The sequence below is a fragment of the Allobosea sp. 05T433 genome (assembly GCF_056396065.1).
In genome coordinates, this window is sequence record NZ_JBFTKS010000002.1 from 117,671 (window position 1) to 133,349 (window position 15,679).

The 15,679-nt window shown below is 67.0% G+C and carries 16 protein-coding genes; 11 read left to right on the forward strand and 5 right to left on the reverse strand.

Annotation, left to right across the window (positions count from 1 at the left end):
* Nucleotides 1-862: 862 nt before the first annotated feature.
* The 4 genes from AC1DGP_RS02690 to AC1DGP_RS02705 all read right to left on the reverse strand — a co-directional run bounded on the left by AC1DGP_RS02690 (nucleotide 863) and on the right by AC1DGP_RS02705 (nucleotide 3,496).
* Complete coding sequence (locus tag AC1DGP_RS02690) at nucleotides 863-1,561, reverse strand: RibD family protein (RefSeq protein WP_441504551.1); 699 nt, start codon at nucleotides 1,559-1,561, stop codon at nucleotides 863-865.
* Between the two features lie 101 nt (nucleotides 1,562-1,662).
* Nucleotides 1,663-2,730, reverse strand: a complete 1,068-nt coding sequence (locus AC1DGP_RS02695; protein WP_441504552.1) for an NAD(P)-dependent alcohol dehydrogenase — start codon at nucleotides 2,728-2,730, stop codon at nucleotides 1,663-1,665.
* Nucleotides 2,727-3,083 (reverse strand): carboxymuconolactone decarboxylase family protein, encoded by a 357-nt coding sequence (locus AC1DGP_RS02700; RefSeq protein WP_441504553.1) that lies wholly within the window; start codon nucleotides 3,081-3,083, stop codon nucleotides 2,727-2,729. The genes AC1DGP_RS02695 and AC1DGP_RS02700 overlap by 4 nt, the downstream gene beginning before the upstream one ends.
* Nucleotides 3,080-3,496 carry a (R)-mandelonitrile lyase gene (locus AC1DGP_RS02705; RefSeq protein WP_441504554.1) on the reverse strand — a complete coding sequence of 139 codons (417 nt, stop codon included), beginning with the start codon at nucleotides 3,494-3,496 and terminating at the stop codon, nucleotides 3,080-3,082. The genes AC1DGP_RS02700 and AC1DGP_RS02705 overlap by 4 nt, the downstream gene beginning before the upstream one ends.
* A gap of 126 nt (nucleotides 3,497-3,622) precedes the next feature.
* On the opposite strand from AC1DGP_RS02705, the gene AC1DGP_RS02710 reads away from it, so the two are divergent.
* Nucleotides 3,623-4,516 (forward strand): LysR family transcriptional regulator, encoded by an 894-nt coding sequence (locus AC1DGP_RS02710; RefSeq protein WP_441504555.1) that lies wholly within the window; start codon nucleotides 3,623-3,625, stop codon nucleotides 4,514-4,516.
* A 256-nt stretch (nucleotides 4,517-4,772) separates the two neighbouring features.
* Here AC1DGP_RS02710 and AC1DGP_RS02715 read toward each other — a convergent pair whose 3' ends face one another.
* Nucleotides 4,773-5,705 carry a LysR family transcriptional regulator gene (locus AC1DGP_RS02715; protein WP_441504556.1) on the reverse strand — a complete coding sequence of 311 codons (933 nt, stop codon included), beginning with the start codon at nucleotides 5,703-5,705 and terminating at the stop codon, nucleotides 4,773-4,775.
* A gap of 291 nt (nucleotides 5,706-5,996) precedes the next feature.
* Between AC1DGP_RS02715 and AC1DGP_RS02720 the strand changes: the two genes are divergently transcribed.
* From AC1DGP_RS02720 to AC1DGP_RS02765, 10 genes are all read left to right on the forward strand, one after another.
* Entirely contained in the window at nucleotides 5,997-7,430 is a 1,434-nt protein-coding gene (locus AC1DGP_RS02720; protein WP_476831746.1) for an NAD-dependent succinate-semialdehyde dehydrogenase, read from the forward strand.
* A 40-nt stretch (nucleotides 7,431-7,470) separates the two neighbouring features.
* The gene (locus AC1DGP_RS02725; RefSeq protein WP_441504557.1) at nucleotides 7,471-8,457 is read left to right on the forward strand and encodes a dihydrodipicolinate synthase family protein; all 987 of its coding nucleotides are present in this window, start codon (nucleotides 7,471-7,473) and stop codon (nucleotides 8,455-8,457) included.
* 33 nt (nucleotides 8,458-8,490) lie between these two features.
* Complete coding sequence (locus AC1DGP_RS02730; RefSeq protein WP_441488463.1) at nucleotides 8,491-9,042, forward strand: 3-hydroxyanthranilate 3,4-dioxygenase; 552 nt, start codon at nucleotides 8,491-8,493, stop codon at nucleotides 9,040-9,042.
* Nucleotides 9,043-9,160: 118 nt separating this feature from the next.
* The gene (locus tag AC1DGP_RS02735) at nucleotides 9,161-10,327 is read left to right on the forward strand and encodes an ABC transporter substrate-binding protein (RefSeq protein WP_441504558.1); all 1,167 of its coding nucleotides are present in this window, start codon (nucleotides 9,161-9,163) and stop codon (nucleotides 10,325-10,327) included.
* Between the two features lie 15 nt (nucleotides 10,328-10,342).
* Nucleotides 10,343-11,257: a branched-chain amino acid ABC transporter permease gene (locus tag AC1DGP_RS02740; RefSeq protein WP_441504559.1), complete on the forward strand. Its 915-nt coding sequence runs from the start codon at nucleotides 10,343-10,345 to the stop codon at nucleotides 11,255-11,257.
* 4 nt (nucleotides 11,258-11,261) lie between these two features.
* Nucleotides 11,262-12,263 carry a branched-chain amino acid ABC transporter permease gene (locus AC1DGP_RS02745; protein ID WP_441504560.1) on the forward strand — a complete coding sequence of 334 codons (1,002 nt, stop codon included), beginning with the start codon at nucleotides 11,262-11,264 and terminating at the stop codon, nucleotides 12,261-12,263.
* On the forward strand, nucleotides 12,260-13,012 hold the full coding sequence (locus tag AC1DGP_RS02750) for an ABC transporter ATP-binding protein (RefSeq protein ID WP_441504561.1): 753 nt from the start codon (nucleotides 12,260-12,262) through the stop codon (nucleotides 13,010-13,012). Before AC1DGP_RS02745 ends, AC1DGP_RS02750 begins: the two co-directional genes overlap by 4 nt.
* Complete coding sequence (locus tag AC1DGP_RS02755; RefSeq protein ID WP_441504562.1) at nucleotides 13,012-13,713, forward strand: ABC transporter ATP-binding protein; 702 nt, start codon at nucleotides 13,012-13,014, stop codon at nucleotides 13,711-13,713. The genes AC1DGP_RS02750 and AC1DGP_RS02755 overlap by 1 nt, the downstream gene beginning before the upstream one ends.
* Before the next feature lies 1 nt (nucleotide 13,714).
* Nucleotides 13,715-14,821, forward strand: a complete 1,107-nt coding sequence (locus tag AC1DGP_RS02760; protein WP_441504563.1) for an alpha/beta hydrolase — start codon at nucleotides 13,715-13,717, stop codon at nucleotides 14,819-14,821.
* A gap of 2 nt (nucleotides 14,822-14,823) precedes the next feature.
* Nucleotides 14,824-15,639 carry an aspartate dehydrogenase gene (locus AC1DGP_RS02765; RefSeq protein WP_476831712.1) on the forward strand — a complete coding sequence of 272 codons (816 nt, stop codon included), beginning with the start codon at nucleotides 14,824-14,826 and terminating at the stop codon, nucleotides 15,637-15,639.
* Nucleotides 15,640-15,679 lie beyond the last annotated feature (40 nt).

The following is a 15,679-nucleotide window of genomic DNA, read 5'->3' on the forward strand; positions in this document are numbered from 1 at the left end:
GGCGGGCTGCGCGGATGCCGCTCCGGTCACGCTCAAAGCCAAGCCGAAAGCGCACACGCCGAATGACAGTCTGGAGGCTGGCCTCATGGCGGCTCCCCTTCCTGATGCGACCGATCAGGTAGATGCCAGCCTAACCCAGAAGGAGTGCTTGCGGGAGAGCGTCTGCGCCGTGGCAGGTCGGCTGAGACTTCGGATGGGATGACCGGGTTTCGATCGGGACGGCACCTCGGCCTTGCCCGGCATCGCCGCGCGTTGGCAATGGAGGATACGAGAGCCGGAATAACCGTAATGTGTCCTTCGCCTCATAGACCGGACCTTCCCGCCCCCGCGATGATCTGCCCATACTCATGGGGTGGGTTGCAGGGGGTATGAGATGGACCAGAGACGCGTCGCGGCGGCCGTCGAGGCGGCCGCCCGGGCATTGCATGAATCCGTACGAAACCATCATCAGTTTCATTGGGACAAGATGACCGAAACCTGGCGACAGGACTTGCGGATACATTCAGCCCAGCGTGATCGCTGCGCTCGAGGCATCGGACCGGATCGTCGCGTCCTCGCCTCCCAGATCGGCATCGGTTGCGAGGCCGCGGCTGCCCTCGGTCGGGCGCTGACGCCGGCACCGCAAAGGCGGAGCGACACAAGTGGTTGCATCGCCAGGACTGGCCGCGCCATGTGGAATGACGCGGCCATGATCCTGGGCACGCGTCCCTGCGCCCCTGCCGCTGGACCAGCAAGGCCATGTCGATGACGCTGCGACAGCGCACATCGCTACGCTCGAGCCGCTCGAAGGCGTCGTTGATCTCGTCCATGCCGATCATCTCGACATCGGGATGAACACCCTTCTTGGCGCAGCGTCCGGGCCTCAGCGGGGCGCCACGATGTAGCGCAGATGCAGGATGCCATGCGCCAGCGGTTCGCAGCTCTTGAAGGAGAGCTGCACATCGCCGTCGAGGCCGTCTTCTCCGGCCTCGACGAAACCCTGATGTCCGCCCCGTCCGTCGAGGGCGGGCACGAGGAGCAGGCTCAGCTCGTTGACCAGGCTTGCGGCGAAGAAAGAGCCGTTGATACCGGCGCCGCCCTCGAGCAGCAGCCGGTGGATGCCGAGCTCGTGGCCGAGGACATCCAGCATGGCGGCCAGATCGATCTTCGCGGTTTCGGCGACGATATAGGAGACACCGTCCGCGGCGAGTTCGGCGAGATGACTGTCTGCAACCCCAGGGCCGAGCAGCACCACGACAGGGTCGCCGCCGATCTTCGGCCCGGCAAAGTGGAGTTTGCCGGATGGATCGAGCGCTATCGCAAAGCACTCGGCTTCACGGACCGCGAAATGGCAGGGCCGCTCGACCGGGCCGACCTGGGCCGGTGCGTGCGGACCGACCTTGCTGATCTCGGCCATCGTTACCCGGCCGACGAGCCAGGCGTCGGGCTCGAGCCCCTCATGGACCTCTTCATAGAGCCTGGACCATTCGGCCTTGCTGCCATCGGGGCTCCAGGTGAAGCGGCTCGGATGGAGGCTGCCGTCCAGCGACGAGAGCATGTGGCAGATGACGATGGGTCTCATGGCTTGCTCCCCCAAGGCGCTCGCACGGAATGGCACCGCCCTTCGGAATGGCACCACCATGCGCGATGGCGCGGCCATGATCTTGATCCGACCCGCGCGCCCTACCCCGCCTGCGCTGGAACCAGCGAGGCCATGTCGATGACGAAGCGGTAGCGCACATCGGCGCGCTCGAGCCGCAGGAAGGCGTCGTTGATCTCGTCCATGCGGATCATCTCCACATCGGGATGAACCCCCTTCTTGGCGCAGAAATCCAGCATCTCCTGCGTCTCGGCGATGCCGCCGATCGGCGAGCCGGCGATACGCCGGCGGCCGAGCAGCAGCGGCACGGTCGAGGGCTCCGCGAGCGGCCCGACCTGGCCGACCAGGACGAGCGTCGCATCGACATCGAGCAGCGAGAGATAGGGGTTGATGTCGTGCCTGACCGGAACGGTATCGATGATCAGGTCAAAGCCGTTTGCGGCCCTGGCCATGGCCTCGGCATCGCTGGAGACCAGCAGCCGGTCGGCGCCGAGCGCCAGCGCATCGGCCTGCTTGTCTGCCGTACGGCTCATCACCGTGACATCGGCGCCGAGCGCAGCCGCGAGCTTCACCGCCATATGGCCGAGGCCGCCGAGACCAACCACGCCGACGCGGCTGCCCGGTCCGACATTCCAGGTGCGCAGCGGCGAATAGGTGGTGATGCCAGCGCAGAGCAGCGGCGCGACCTTGGCGAGATCGAGCCCGTCGGGCACGCGCAGCGCAAACTCCTCGCGCACCACGAGGTGCTTGGAATAGCCGCCATAGGTCGGCTCGGCCGGCTCGCAGGAGAAGCGCTCCTTGTCGTTATAGGTCTGGACATTGCCCTTGCGGCAGAGCTGTTCCAGCCCCTTGCGGCACTGGTCGCAGGCCTGGCAGGAATCGACCATGCAGCCGACGGCGACATGATCGCCGGCCTTGTAGCGGCGGACATCGCGGCCGACCGCGGTCACCCGGCCGACGATCTCATGGCCCGGCACCATGGGATACTGGCTCCAGCCCCAGTCGTTGCGGGCCTGGTGCAGATCGGTGTGGCAGACGCCGCAATAGAGCACCTCCATCGCAACATCGTTCGGCCGAAGCTCCCGCCGCGTGACATCGAAGGGGGCGAGCGGCGAAGCGGCCGACCGGGCGGCATAGCCAATGGTCTTCATGCCAGGTCTCCCGTCCTGATGGTCGTTGAAGCGCCGGCCTCATCGAGGGCCTGGCGCAGCACAGGAATGGCGGAATTGGCGGTCGGCCAGCCCGCTGAGAGGGCAAGATGGGTGACGAGCTCGGTCAGCTCGTCCGCCGTCACGCCATTGTCGAGCGCGCGCCGGACATGGCCGGGCGGTTCGTTCGTGCGGTTGAGCGCAACCAGGCTCGCGACGGTGATCCGGCTGCGGTCGCACTTCGACAGGCCGGGGCGCTCCCAGACCTCGCCGAACAGGACGCGATCGCCCAAACCGGCAAGGGCCGGAGCGACATCGCCATAGGCCTTTTGCGCAGGGCTGCGATCATCCGTCATCCCTGCACCTCTCCGCGATGAACCTGCCAGAGATAATCCTGGTCCACGACCTTCTCCATCCAGGTCACCACCGAACCATCCTTCATCGCGGCAATGGCGACATGCGCCATGGCGCAGTCCGGCGCGGCGCCGTGCCAGTGTTTCTCGCCCGGTTCGAACCAGACGATGTCGCCGGGCCGGATCTCCTCGACCGGACCGCCCTCGCGCTGCACCCGGCCCAGCCCCGAGAGCACCAGAAGGGTCTGGCCGAGCGGATGGGTGTGCCAGGCCGTCCGCGCTCCGGGTTCGAAGGTGACGGTCGCGCCGCTCAGGGCGGCGCCGCCGGCAAAGGGCGCATCGATCCTGACCGTGCCCGTGAAATACTCGGCCGGCCCCTTTGCAGAAGGCTGCGCCCCGCTTCGCTTGATGTCCATCCACGTTTCCTCACGTCCTCGTGCCTGGAGCCGGACAGACTCCCGCCCCTCCCAAGCACTGTAGCCGCGCGACATTCATTGGATTAGGCGATAGAAACCGCATGAAGCCATATCGGGAGTTCATGAATGCGGCGCGAGGAACTGGTCGATCTCAATGCCTTCCTGACGGTCGCCGAGGAGCAGAGTTTCACGCGCGCGGCCGCCAAGCTCGGCACCTCGCAATCCTCGCTGAGCCATACGATCCGCCGGCTCGAGACCAGGCTGGGCGTGCGCCTGCTGACCCGCACCACCCGCAGCGTCGCGCCGACCGCGGCCGGGGAGCGGCTGCTCGGCACGCTGCGCCCGGCTCTGGAGAGCATCGGCTCGGAACTGGCCTCCCTCAACGAGTTGCGCGAGAAGCCGGCCGGGACGATCCGCATCACGACCTCGGAGCACGCGGCGACGACCGTGCTCTGGCCGGCTCTGGAGCGGTTCCTGCCGCATTACCCCGACATCCATGTCGAGCTCAGCATCGATTCCAGCCTGACCGACATCGTCACCGAGCGCTTCGACGCCGGCGTCCGGCTCGGCGAAGCGCTCGCCAAGGACATGGTAGCGGTCCGGATCGGGCCGGATCTGCGCATGGTGGTGGTCGGATCGCCCGGCTATCTCGCCACCCGCTCCATTCCCCTGACCCCGCATGACCTCGCCGAGCACAGCTGCATCAACCTGCGCCTGTTGAGCGGCGGCGGCCTCTACGCCTGGGAGCTGGAGCGGGATGGACGCGAAGTCCGCGTCCGGGTGGAGGGTCGGCTCGCCTTCAACAATGTCAGTATGATCGCGCGCGCCGCCGAGGCCGGCTTCGGGCTCGGCTTCGTGATGGAGGACCATGTGGCGGAGCAGCTTGCCCGGGGCAGCCTGGTCCGCGTGCTGGAGGACTGGTGCCCGCCCTTTTCCGGCTACCACCTGTATTACCCCAGCCGGCGCCAGCCATCGGCGGCCTTTGCGCTGCTCGTCGAGGCTTTGAGGTATCACACGTGAGGCAGGTCTGACCGCCCCGGCGAATACTGCCGGATGATGAGAGCAGCGTCCGAGAATAGTCGCCCTTCCTCGTCGGCCGCTTTCCCCAGAGCGATCATTCGGCGCGGACAGCCGGACTGCCATGGCCAGCTGCTAGCGGATCTCCCCCCGGCCTGGTGCCCGCGCTCGGAGGAAGCACAGTCGAGATCGAGCGGAAGCCGCGCTGCAGGCCGTGGGGCGAGTCTGCGTCGTCTGACGGCCGTAGGCTCCGTGCCCGTCACATCCCCGCCTCGCTCGACATGCTCCAGTCCAGTTCGCCCAGTCGCCGGATCGAGCCGCGGAGAATGCTCTCGAAAGCCAGGACGGCGGGCGACGGCGAACGGCCGCTGGGCCGGATCATGACGACGTCGCGTGCGATCGTCGGCTCGACCAGGGGTCGGGCGGCGATCGGGCGATGTGGGGTCATGGCCAGCGCATAGGTCGGGAGCACCGCGATGCCGAGACCGGCCTCGACCAGCGCCAATGCCGTGGTGATCTGCGAGACCGCGTAGAGCGGTCGCAACGGCACTTCCGCGGTCTCATAGCCGACCTCGACCAGCAGCCTGATACCGCTGTCCCTGGTCAGGGTGATCAGAGGCTGCCCGGCCAGATCGGCCCATGGCAGCGAGGAGCGCGTGGCGAAGGGATGCGTCCGGGCACAGAACAGCATGAGACTGTCCCGCGCCAGCGGCATGCGTTCGATGCCGTCCTCGATCGCCGAGAACGTGCCCAGCCCGCAATCTGCCCGGCCAAGCCTGACCTCCTCGACGATCGCATCGGTCCGCGCGTCGATGATGGCGACCTCGATGCCGGGATAGCGCTGACCGAGCTCGACGATGGCCATCGGCAGCAGGACGGCCGCCAGCAAGGGGGGAGCGGCGACGACAATCCGGCCACGCCGTCTTTCTGCGAGATTATTGGCATTGCGCACGGCCAGATCCAGGTCGTGCATGATCTTGGCCGACGCGCCCTGGAACTCGCGCCCGCCCTCGGTCAATTCGACGCGTCGCGTCGTCCGGTCGAACAGGCGCAGGCCGAGTTCCCGCTCCAGCTCACGCACGAGCTGCGAGAGTGCGGGCTGAGCCATGTGCAGCCGTTCCGCAGCCTTGGTGAAGGTGCCGCATTCCGCCACGGCGAGAAAGGCCTGGATCTGTCGAAGCGAGACGGTCATGGCAGACACTCATAAGCAAATCATCTGAATTCATACAAATATGTAGAATTGCCGTATAGCCCATCCCAATCGATGATCCTGGTCAAGGCGGGGGTCACGCATCGGGCGGGCCCGGCCCTGGAGATGGCCGGGGATGGCAGGGCTTCAGGTCAAGGAGCGTCCCGCGCTGCAGGATGGCAACGGGCCTGGCAGCGCGCCGCACGGGCCATCGTGCCCCTCGCGGAGCGAAGCCGGATGCTCGTCGATCGCAAGCGCTGTGCTCCCGCCGGCACCGTCCATTCGAGGCTCATGATGAACTGCTACCCTGACCTTCAGATGTATATCGGCGGCGCATGGAAGAGCGCCTCGAATGGGCAGYCGGTCCTGAACCCCGTCGACGAGAGCGTCATCGGCATGGTCCCGCTCGCGACGCGGTCGGATCTGGACGCCGCACTGTCCGCGTCGGCCGACGGGTTCATGATCTGGAGCCGGACATCGCCGCGCCGGCGCGGCGAGATCATCCTCAAGGCCGCCGCCCTCATGCGTGAGCGCATCGAAGAGATCGCCTTCTCGATCACGCTGGAACACGGAAAGCCAATTGGACAGGCCCGCCTGGAAGTGATCCGGGGCTGCGAGTTCTTCGAATGGGATGCCGCCGAGGGCCAGCGCCTCTATGGCCGCGTCATCCCCAGCGAGCCCGGCATCAAATACATCGTCATGCATCAGCCGATCGGGATGGTGGCGGCTTTCTCGCCGTGGAACTTCCCGATGAGCCAGCCCTCCCGGAAGATCGCCGGCGCGTTGGCGGCCGGCTGCTCGATCATTCTCAAGGCTGCCGAGGAGACGCCTGCCGGCGCCATCCATATTGCCCGGGCCTTTCACGATGCCGGGCTGCCGGCCGGCGTGCTCAACCTCGTCTTCGGCATTCCGTCGGAGGTGTCCGACTATCTCATTCCCCAGGAGCAGACCCGCCTGATCGCCTTCACCGGTTCGACCGCAGTCGGCAAGCACCTGACGACTCTGGCGGCGCGCCATATGAAGCCCGTGCTCATGGAGCTTGGCGGCCACGCCCCGGTCATCGTTTGCGACGACGTCGACCCGGTGGCCGCCGCCATCGCCTCCGCGCAGCGCAAGTCGCGCAATGCCGGACAGGTCTGCACCTCTCCGACACGCTTCTTCGTTCACAAAAGCATCTACGCCACCTTCGCCCGGACCTTCGCCGAGAAGGCCCGCGCGGTGACCATCGGCAATGGCCTGGACCCGTCGACAGAGATGGGCCCCGTCGCCAATTCCCGCCGCATCGAGGCGCTCGAGACGCTGGTCGCCGATGCACGGGCCAAGGGAGGGCGCGTGCTGGCCGGCGGCGAACGGCTGGGCAACCGCGGCTACTTCTTCCCGGTCACCGTCATAGCCGATGTTCCCGATGACGCGCGCGCCATGCGAGAGGAGCCGTTCGGCCCGCTGGCGCTGATCAACCCGGTCTCGTCCCTCGACGAGGCGATCGAGAAGGCCAATGCCCTGCGCTTCGGGCTCGCCGCCTATGCGTTCACGCATGCCGCAAGCAATGCGGACCGGCTGGCGGAAAGGATCGAGGCCGGCAACCTCTCGATCAATACCCTCGAGGCCTCCGTCGCGGAGACGCCGTTCGGGGGCGTGAAGGACAGCGGCTACGGCCGCGAGGGCGGGGCCGAGGGGCTATCGCATTACACCGTCATCAAGAACGTCTCGCACCGCATGAGCATCTGAACGCGGTCTCTGACGGCGGGGCCGCAACAGGAGCATCGGCATGAAATATTCAAAGAAAGACGCAAAGGCCTATGCCCGCGCCAATATGAAAGGCATCTGGGCTGCCGCGCTGACGCCGTTCACCCGCGATCTCGCGATCGACCGGGACGGCTTCAGCACGAATATCCGGCACTGGACCGATCAGCTCGGCATCGACGGCCTGTTCATCGCCGGCAAGCAGGGCGAGTTCTTCTCGATGTCGCTCGAGGAGCGCAAGCTCAGCTTCGAGATCGCCGTCGCGGCCGCGGCCGGCCGGGCCGCGACGATCATGTCCTGTTCGGACCAGAACATGGATGTGGTGATCGATCTCGCCCGGCATGCGCAGAAGGTCGGCGCCGACTACATCGTCATCCACGCCCCGGTCCTGCATTTCTTCAAGGCGCAGGAGGAGACGGTCTACGAATACTACCGGACGATTGCCGAGAAGGTCGATATCGGGATTGCGCTGTGGAGCCATCCCGACAGCGGCTACCTGCTCTCGCCACAGCTCTGCAACCGGCTGGCCGACATCGAGAACGTCGTCGCGATCAAGTACAGTGTGCCGCGCCCGATGTATGCCGAGCTTACCAGGCTCGCCGGCGATCGCATCCTGGTCAGCAGCGCCTCCGAGGAGGAATGGCTCGACAACATTCTCGAGCTCGGCTGGCAGCTCTATCTCTGCTCCTCGCCGCCCTGCCTGATCCAGACGCCGCATGATCTGCGGATGCGCGAATATACCGATCTCGCCTTCCGTGGCGACGCCGCGCAGGCGCGCGCCGTGCGCGACAGCCTGAACCCGGTCCGCGAGGCGCTGCGTGGCACAAGGCCCGCCGAGAAACCGCACGCCCATCAGAAATACTGGCAGGAGCTGCTCGGCCAGGCCGGCGGCCGGGTCAGGCCGCCGCTGCTGGAGCTGACAGAGACAGAGAAGGCTGCGACGCGCGCCGCCTTCGAGTCCTGCGGCCTGAAGCTGCACGCCGCAGATGCATCATTGGCCAAGACCGGCTGAGCCGCCGGCAGACGAAACGGGAGAGGTGGAACGATGGCGACGGAAGGACGGCTGAAGGCCTTCAACTTCGCGAAATGGATCGAGGAGCACCAGCATCTGCTGAAGCCTCCGGTTGGCAACCAGCAGATCTGGACGGATTCCGACCTGATGGTCACCGTCGTCGGCGGCCCCAACCAGCGCACCGACTATCATGACGATCCGGTGGAGGAGTTCTTCTACCAGCTCAAGGGCGACATGATGCTCAAGGTCGTGGATGACGGGAAGCATTACGACGTGACGATCCGGGAGGGCGAGATCTTCCTGCTGCCGCCGCATGTGCGCCATTCGCCGCAGCGCCCGCAGGAAGGCTCAATCGGCCTCGTCATCGAGCCGAAGCGGCCCGAGGGCTGGCTCGACGCCTTCGAATGGTACTGCTTCAACTGCACGAAGCTCGTGCATCGCGTCGAGGTCGATCTGGTCAGCATCGTCGACGACCTGCCGCCGCTCTACAAGGCCTTCTACAACAACGAGCAGGCCCGCACCTGCCCGCATTGCGGCACGCTCCATCCCGGCAAGGAACCGCCGGCCGGATGGGTCTGCCTGTAGGAATTCAGCGGCGCGGCCGAATCCCGGCCGCGCCGCGGGTTCCTCCCACGCAAGCGCCAGCACGAATAAGGCGCAGCAAAAATCTCAGAGGCATGAACGCAAGCAACTGGAGCTCACGATGACATTTCGCAGATTGCTATTGGGCCTGCTGGCCTCCGCCTCGATGACGGGAGCTGCCATCGCCCAGCAGCCCGTCAAGATCGGCATGATCACCACCCTGTCCGGACCGGGCGGATATCTCGGCCAGGATATTCGCGATGGCTTCAAGCTCGCCATCGAGATGCAGGGCGGCAAGCTCGGCGGCGCTCCCGTCGAGCTTGTCGTCGAGGATGACGCTCTCAAGCCCGGTCAGGGCAAGCAGATCGCGGAGCGCATGCTCAAGACCGATGGGATCAAGATCCTGACCGGCATCGTCTTCTCGAACGTCGCCGGCGCCACCGTGCCCGACATCGTCGATTCCGGCGCGCTCTATGTCAGCGCCAACGCCGCGCCGTCCAATCTCGCGGGCAAGGAATGCCACGAGAACTACTTCGCCATCGCCTGGCAGAACGACAGCCTGCACGAGAGCGCCGGCCAGAACGCCAACAATCTCGGCTATAAGAAGGCCTTCGTCCTGGCCGCCAACTACCAGGCGGGCAAGGATGCCATCGCCGGCTTCAAGCGGATGTTCAAGGGCGAGGTCGTGGGCGAGGTCTATACCCGTCTCGACCAGACCGATTTCGCCGCGGAGATGGCGCAGATTCGTGCCGCCAATCCCGACTTCGTCTACCAGTTCAACCCCGGCGGCCTCGGTATCGCATTCTTGCGCCAGTACCAGCAGGCGGGATTGACCGGCAAGATTCCGATGGTCGTCGCAGCCCCCTCGCTCGATGCGGTGACGCTTGCCGCGGTCGGCGATGCCGCGCTTGGCGTGAACGCCTCGAGCCACTGGAATTCCGACTTCGACAACCCGGCCAACAAGGCCTTCATGGCGGCCTGGACCAAGGCCTATAACCGCCCGGCGACCTATTACGCGAGCCAGGGCTATGACACGGCGCTGGCCATCGCCTCCGCGCTCAAGGCCACCGCTGGAAAACCCGATGTGCCGGCCCTGCGCAAGGCGCTCGCCAAGGCCGATTTCCAGTCCGTGCGCGGCGCTTTCAAGTTCGGCCCGAACCAGCATCCGATCCAGGATTGGTATGGGCTGCGGGCCGAAAAGGACAGCGATGGCAAGCTCGTCCTCAAGACCGTCGGCAAGATCCTGACGAATTACGGCGACGCCTACGCGGCGCAGTGCAAGCTCTGATCAGGTGGACCGCCCATGGCGCTGATCCTCGAACAACTGCTCAACGGCCTGCAGTTCGGCGTGATGCTGTTCCTGCTCGCCGCCGGGCTGACACTGATCTTCGGCATCATGGGCGTGATCAACCTGGCGCATGGCTCGCTCTACATGATCGGGGCCTATGCCGGAGCCTTTGTCGCGACCAGCACCGGCTCACTGCTGCTCGCAGTGCCAGCCGGGCTCGCGGCGGCGGCGGCGGCCGGCATGGCGGTCGAACTCCTGGTCCTGCGCCGGCTCTATGCGCGCGACCATCTCGATCAGGTGCTCGCGACCTTCGCGCTCATCCTCATCTTCAACCAATCGGTGACGATCCTGTTCGGCAGGCAGCCGCTCTTCGTCTCGGTGCCTCCTGAACTGAACGGCTCCGTCGAATTGCTGCCGGGGCTGGTCTATCCGGTCTACCGGATCGCGGTCATCGCGGTTGGCCTTGCGGTGGCCTTCGGGCTCTATCTCCTAATCAACCGCACACGCGTCGGCATGCTGGTGCGCGCCGGCGCGACCCATCGCGAGTTGGTCAGGGCGCTCGGCGTGGACATTCGCCTGCTGTACACGGCGGTGTTCGGGCTCGGCGCCTTGCTCGCCGGACTTGCCGGGCTGATGGCGGGGCCGATCCTCGCCGTCCAGGTCGGCATGGGCGAGCAGATCCTGATCATGACCTTCGTGGTCGTGGTGATCGGCGGCGTGGGCTCGATCCGGGGCGCCTTCTTCGGCGCGCTGATCGTCGGCCTCGTCGACACCAGCCTGCGCGCCTTCCTCCCCGGCCTGCTGCGCTCGGTCATGAATCCATCCGAGGCAGATGCGCTCGCCGGCGGCCTGTCCTCGATGGGGATCTACCTGCTGATGGCAATCGTGCTGCTCATGCGCCCGAAGGGGCTCTTTCCCGCCCATGCATGACATCATGACCAGTCCTATCGCCCGGGCGCCGGCCCGTGGCCGGCTCCTGACCGCTGCCGCGATTGGCCTGGCGCTCGGCGCCCTGCCCTTCGTCCTGCAGGCCATCGGCCAGCCCTCGCTCGTGCCCCTGGCGACCCGCGTGCTGATCTACGCAATTGCCGCCGCCAGCCTCAATCTCGCCCTGGGCTTCGGCGGGATGGTGAGCTTCGGCCATGCCGCCTTCTTCGGCATCGGCGGCTATGTCGTCGGCATCCTCTACCAGAGCTTCGTCGGCGACACCTTGCTCTTCGGCCTGTTGCCGGGAACGAACCAGCTCCTGATCACCCTTCCCGCCGCGATGCTTGTCGCGGGCATCCTCGCCCTCTGCATCGGCGCGCTCTGCCTGCGCACGAGCGGCGTGCAGTTCATCATGATCACGCTCGCCTTCGCGCAGATGCTGTTCTTCCTGTTCGTCTCGATCAAGGCCTATGGCGGCGATGACGGGCTGATCATCCGCCGCCGCAATGTCCTGCTCGACCTCGACACCCGCAACGACACGGTGTTCTACTTCATCTGCCTGGCGGCGGCCGCGCTGGTCTTCGGCGCGCTTTCGCGGATCGTCGGATCACGCTTCGGCATGGTCCTGATCGGCATCCGGCAGAGCGAGCGCCGCATGGCGGCGATCGGCGTCGCGCCCTATTCCTACAAGCTCACCGCCTTCGTCGTCTCCGGCATGGGGGCCGGGCTCGCCGGGGCGCTGATGGCCAATTACCTGCGCTTCGTCAGCCCCGACATGCTGCACTGGACCAAGTCGGGCGAGCTGATGATCATGGTCATCCTCGGCGGTGTCGGCACGGTCCTTGGCCCGCTGTTCGGCGCGGCTGCGCTCGTCATCCTGGAAACCGTGCTCACCGCCTGGACCGAGCACTGGCAGCTCATCCTCGGGCCTGTCCTGCTGTTCGTCGTCCTGTTCACGCAGGGCGGGCTCAGCGCGCTCTTCAACCGCGTCGGAAGGGTCGGGAGTTGACGCAGCCCCTGCTTTCCGTACGCAACCTGCAGAAGTGCTTTGGCGGACTCGTAGCCACCGACAAGGTCGATCTCGACGTGGTCGAAGGCGAGGTCCACGCCCTGATCGGCCCGAACGGCGCGGGCAAGACCACGCTGATCACCCAGCTCTTCGGCGAGCTCTCCCATGACGAGGGCGAGATCCGCCTGGACGGCGAGGATATCGGCCGGCTGCCGACGCCGCAGCGCGTCCGTCGCGGCCTCGCCCGCACCTTCCAGATCACCCATCTGCTGCCGGACTACACCATGCTCGACAATGTCGCGCTGGCCGTGCAGGCTCATGAAGGGCACAGCTTTCACTTCTTCGCCAATGCCCGCCGCGACGAGGCGCTGCGCGCCAGGGCACGGCAGCATCTGGCGGCGGCCGGCCTGGCGGCGCGCGCCGAGGTGAGAGTCGCCGATCTCTCCCATGGCGAGCAGAAACAGCTCGAATTCGCGGTGGCGCTCGCCTGCGAACCGCGCCTTCTCCTGCTCGACGAACCAATGGCCGGCCTCGGCCATGCCGAGAGCGAACAGATGGTCGCGATGCTCCGGGCCCTGAAGGGGCGCGTCACCCTGCTGCTCGTCGAACACGACATGGACGCGGTCTTCGCGCTGGCGGACCGGATCTCCGTGCTTGTCTATGGCCGCGTGATCGCGACCGGGACGGCCGCCGAAATTCGCGACAACCCGGATGTCCGCATCGCCTATCTCGGCGAGGGAGACGCCTGATGCTGAGCGTACGCAACCTGCAATCGGCCTATGGCGCCAGCCAGGTCCTCTTCGACGTCGCGCTCGACATCGCGGAGGGCGAGGTCGTGACATTGCTCGGCCGCAACGGCATGGGCAAGACCACCACCGTGCGCTCGATCATGGGCCTGCTCCCGCCGAAGGCCGGCGAAGTCCGGTTCGGGGGCCGCGCCGTATCGGGCAGTCCGCCGGAGAAGATCGCCCGCTGCGGCATCGGCCTGGTGCCGGAAGGCCGGCAGGTCTTCCCTACGCTGAGCGTGCGCGAAAACCTCGTCGCCACCGCATCGAACCGGCTGAAGCGTGCACAGCCCTGGACGCTCGAACGGGTCTATCGCCTGTTCCCGCGCCTTGAGGAGCGCGCCGGGCAATCGGCGCGGACCCTGTCAGGCGGCGAACAGCAGATGCTCGCAGTCGGCCGGGCGCTGATGACCAATCCGAAGCTGCTGATCCTCGACGAGGCGACGGAGGGTCTCGCGCCGGTGATCCGCGCCGAGATCTGGTCCTGCATCGAGGTGCTCAAGGCGCAGGGCCAGTCCATCCTGCTGATCGACAAGAACATCAACGTGCTCAAGCGCATCGCCGATCGCCACTACATCCTCGAAAGGGGCCGCACCGTCTGGTCCGGCAGCAGCGTCGATCTCGCGGCGCAGGCAGAAATGGTACATCGCTATGTCGGCGTCTGACATGGTCGCGGCAGAGCTAGTCGCGACGACATCCCTGACCGATCCGGTCGAGGCGCTGCGCGATGCGCTCGCGACGATCCTCGACGGGCTGGTCGCAGCCGGCTGCGGGCCGCAGCATCTGCTCTCGATGACATGGGAGACAGGCGAGCCGGCGGCCTTCCATCTCTCGCGCCATGAGGTCGAGCTCGCCTATCGCGAGGTCTTCGCCGGCTTCCGCCCGCCGATCCGGCTGCAGCCGAGGGCCGAGCCCGGCCTGGCGATCCGCGCGCGGCACTCCGAGCCGACACCACCACCGGAGAGGCTCGTTCAAGGCCACACGCTGCCGCAGCTCGCCCGCCAGTACAGTCCGCGCCTGCAGGCCGACATGAAGGCGCTGTTCCGGCAATGGAGCCGCGACGGCGAAGCCTTCCGCGCTCATCACCGCGGCCGCGACCTGGCCTATGGGCCGGGGCGTTTCGAGACGCTCGACCTCTACCTGCCACGGGGCGTCTCGCGCCCGCCGCTCTGGGTCTTCGTCCATGGTGGCTACTGGCAGGCCTCCGACAAGGTCCAGCACGCGCAGTTCGCACAGGGCATGCTGGCGGCCGGCTTCGCCGTCGCCATGCCGAATTACGGGCTTGCGCCCGAGACCCCGCTGGAGCGGAGCGCGGAGCAGATCGTCGCTGCCCTGAACTTCCTGGTCGGGGAAGCCGAGGCGCTCGGCATCGACGCCGCGCGGCTGCATCTCGCGGGGCATTCCGCCGGCGGCCACCTCGCCGCCATGGCGCTGGTTGCGTCGGATGCCCCGCCCATTGCCTCCGGGCTCTTGCTCTCGGGTCTCTTCGACCTGACACCGCTCGGCCATCTCCCGCTCGGGCGCCTGCTTGGCCTCGACGACCTGGCCCGGGCCGAACGCCTGAGCCTGCACGGCCGGCCCTGCCCCTCCGCACGCCTCGCCTTCGCCGTTGGCGAAGTGGAAAGCGATGCCTTCAAGGCCCAGTCAGCCGCACTTGCCACCGCCTGGCGGGCCGGACCGCCGGTCCTTTGCGCGGGACATCATTTCAGCCTCCTCGACGGCCTGAACGGTGGCAAGCTGCTCGAACTCGCTCGCAACACGGCGGCCGCTTGACCATGTCGCACCCGCGCAAGCCTCTTCGGATCGCCCTGATCGGCTGKGGCGCGATCAGCCGCCGCGTCGCCGGGTTGCTGGCGCAGCGCCTGGGCTCCCGCGTCACTGTCGCGGCCATCGGCCTTCGCGATCTGTCGAGCGCGCCCGACCTGCCGACGGGCGCGGCGCCGATCACGGATCCGGGGCAGCTCGCCGGTCTCGGGCTCGACCTCGTCGTCGAAGCCGCCGGGCGCGAGGCTGTGGCCGGATGGGGCGCGGCAGCGCTGCGCCACGCCCCGGCCTTCGCCGTGGCCTCGACCAGCGCCCTTTGCGACGATGCGCTGCTCGGCAGGCTCCTGGAGGTGGCCGAGACCAATGGCAGCCGACTCCTGATTCCGGCGGGCGCGCTCGGGGGGATCGATGCCTTGGCCGCGGCCGCGGCGCTTCCGCTGGACGAGGTCACCCATACCATCGTCAAGCCGCCCGCGGCCTGGCGCGGCACGGCGGCCGAGGCGATGGCGTCGCTCGACGCGCTTTCGGCGCCCTTGACCTTCTTCTGCGGAACCGCGCGCGAGGCGGCGTCGCTGTTCCCGCAGAACGCCAATGTCGCGGTGATCAGCGCGCTGGCCGGCATCGGGCTCGACCGGACCCGCATCCAGCTCGTCGCCGATCCCGGGGCGAAGGCAAACAGCCATCGCCTTGCCGCGAGCGGGGCGTTCGGCCGGCTCGAGATCGCAATCGAGAACCGCGCCCTTGCCGCCAATCCGAAATCATCGGAGATGACGGCTCTCTCGCTGGTCCGATTGATCGGAGCCGCGGTGAACCCGTTGGCCATCTGACCGGCGGGAGACGCAAAGCAGCGCTCCGAGCCGGGTCCAT

What these genes read in the sequence shown, in the direction of transcription:
- AC1DGP_RS02690 (WP_441504551.1), bottom strand. Translation starts at nt 1,561, where the DNA reads ATGAGACCCATCGTCATCTGCCACATGCTCTCGTCGCTGGACGGCAGC.
- AC1DGP_RS02695 (WP_441504552.1), bottom strand. Translation starts at nt 2,730, where the DNA reads ATGAAGACCATTGGCTATGCCGCCCGGTCGGCCGCTTCGCCGCTCGCC.
- AC1DGP_RS02700 (WP_441504553.1), bottom strand. Translation starts at nt 3,083, where the DNA reads ATGACGGATGATCGCAGCCCTGCGCAAAAGGCCTATGGCGATGTCGCT.
- AC1DGP_RS02705 (WP_441504554.1), bottom strand. Translation starts at nt 3,496, where the DNA reads ATGGACATCAAGCGAAGCGGGGCGCAGCCTTCTGCAAAGGGGCCGGCC.
- AC1DGP_RS02710 (WP_441504555.1), top strand. Translation starts at nt 3,623, where the DNA reads ATGCGGCGCGAGGAACTGGTCGATCTCAATGCCTTCCTGACGGTCGCC.
- AC1DGP_RS02715 (WP_441504556.1), bottom strand. Translation starts at nt 5,705, where the DNA reads ATGACCGTCTCGCTTCGACAGATCCAGGCCTTTCTCGCCGTGGCGGAA.
- AC1DGP_RS02725 (WP_441504557.1), top strand. Translation starts at nt 7,471, where the DNA reads ATGAAATATTCAAAGAAAGACGCAAAGGCCTATGCCCGCGCCAATATG.
- AC1DGP_RS02730 (WP_441488463.1), top strand. Translation starts at nt 8,491, where the DNA reads ATGGCGACGGAAGGACGGCTGAAGGCCTTCAACTTCGCGAAATGGATC.
- AC1DGP_RS02735 (WP_441504558.1), top strand. Translation starts at nt 9,161, where the DNA reads ATGACATTTCGCAGATTGCTATTGGGCCTGCTGGCCTCCGCCTCGATG.
- AC1DGP_RS02740 (WP_441504559.1), top strand. Translation starts at nt 10,343, where the DNA reads ATGGCGCTGATCCTCGAACAACTGCTCAACGGCCTGCAGTTCGGCGTG.
- AC1DGP_RS02745 (WP_441504560.1), top strand. Translation starts at nt 11,262, where the DNA reads ATGACCAGTCCTATCGCCCGGGCGCCGGCCCGTGGCCGGCTCCTGACC.
- AC1DGP_RS02755 (WP_441504562.1), top strand. Translation starts at nt 13,012, where the DNA reads ATGCTGAGCGTACGCAACCTGCAATCGGCCTATGGCGCCAGCCAGGTC.
- AC1DGP_RS02760 (WP_441504563.1), top strand. Translation starts at nt 13,715, where the DNA reads ATGGTCGCGGCAGAGCTAGTCGCGACGACATCCCTGACCGATCCGGTC.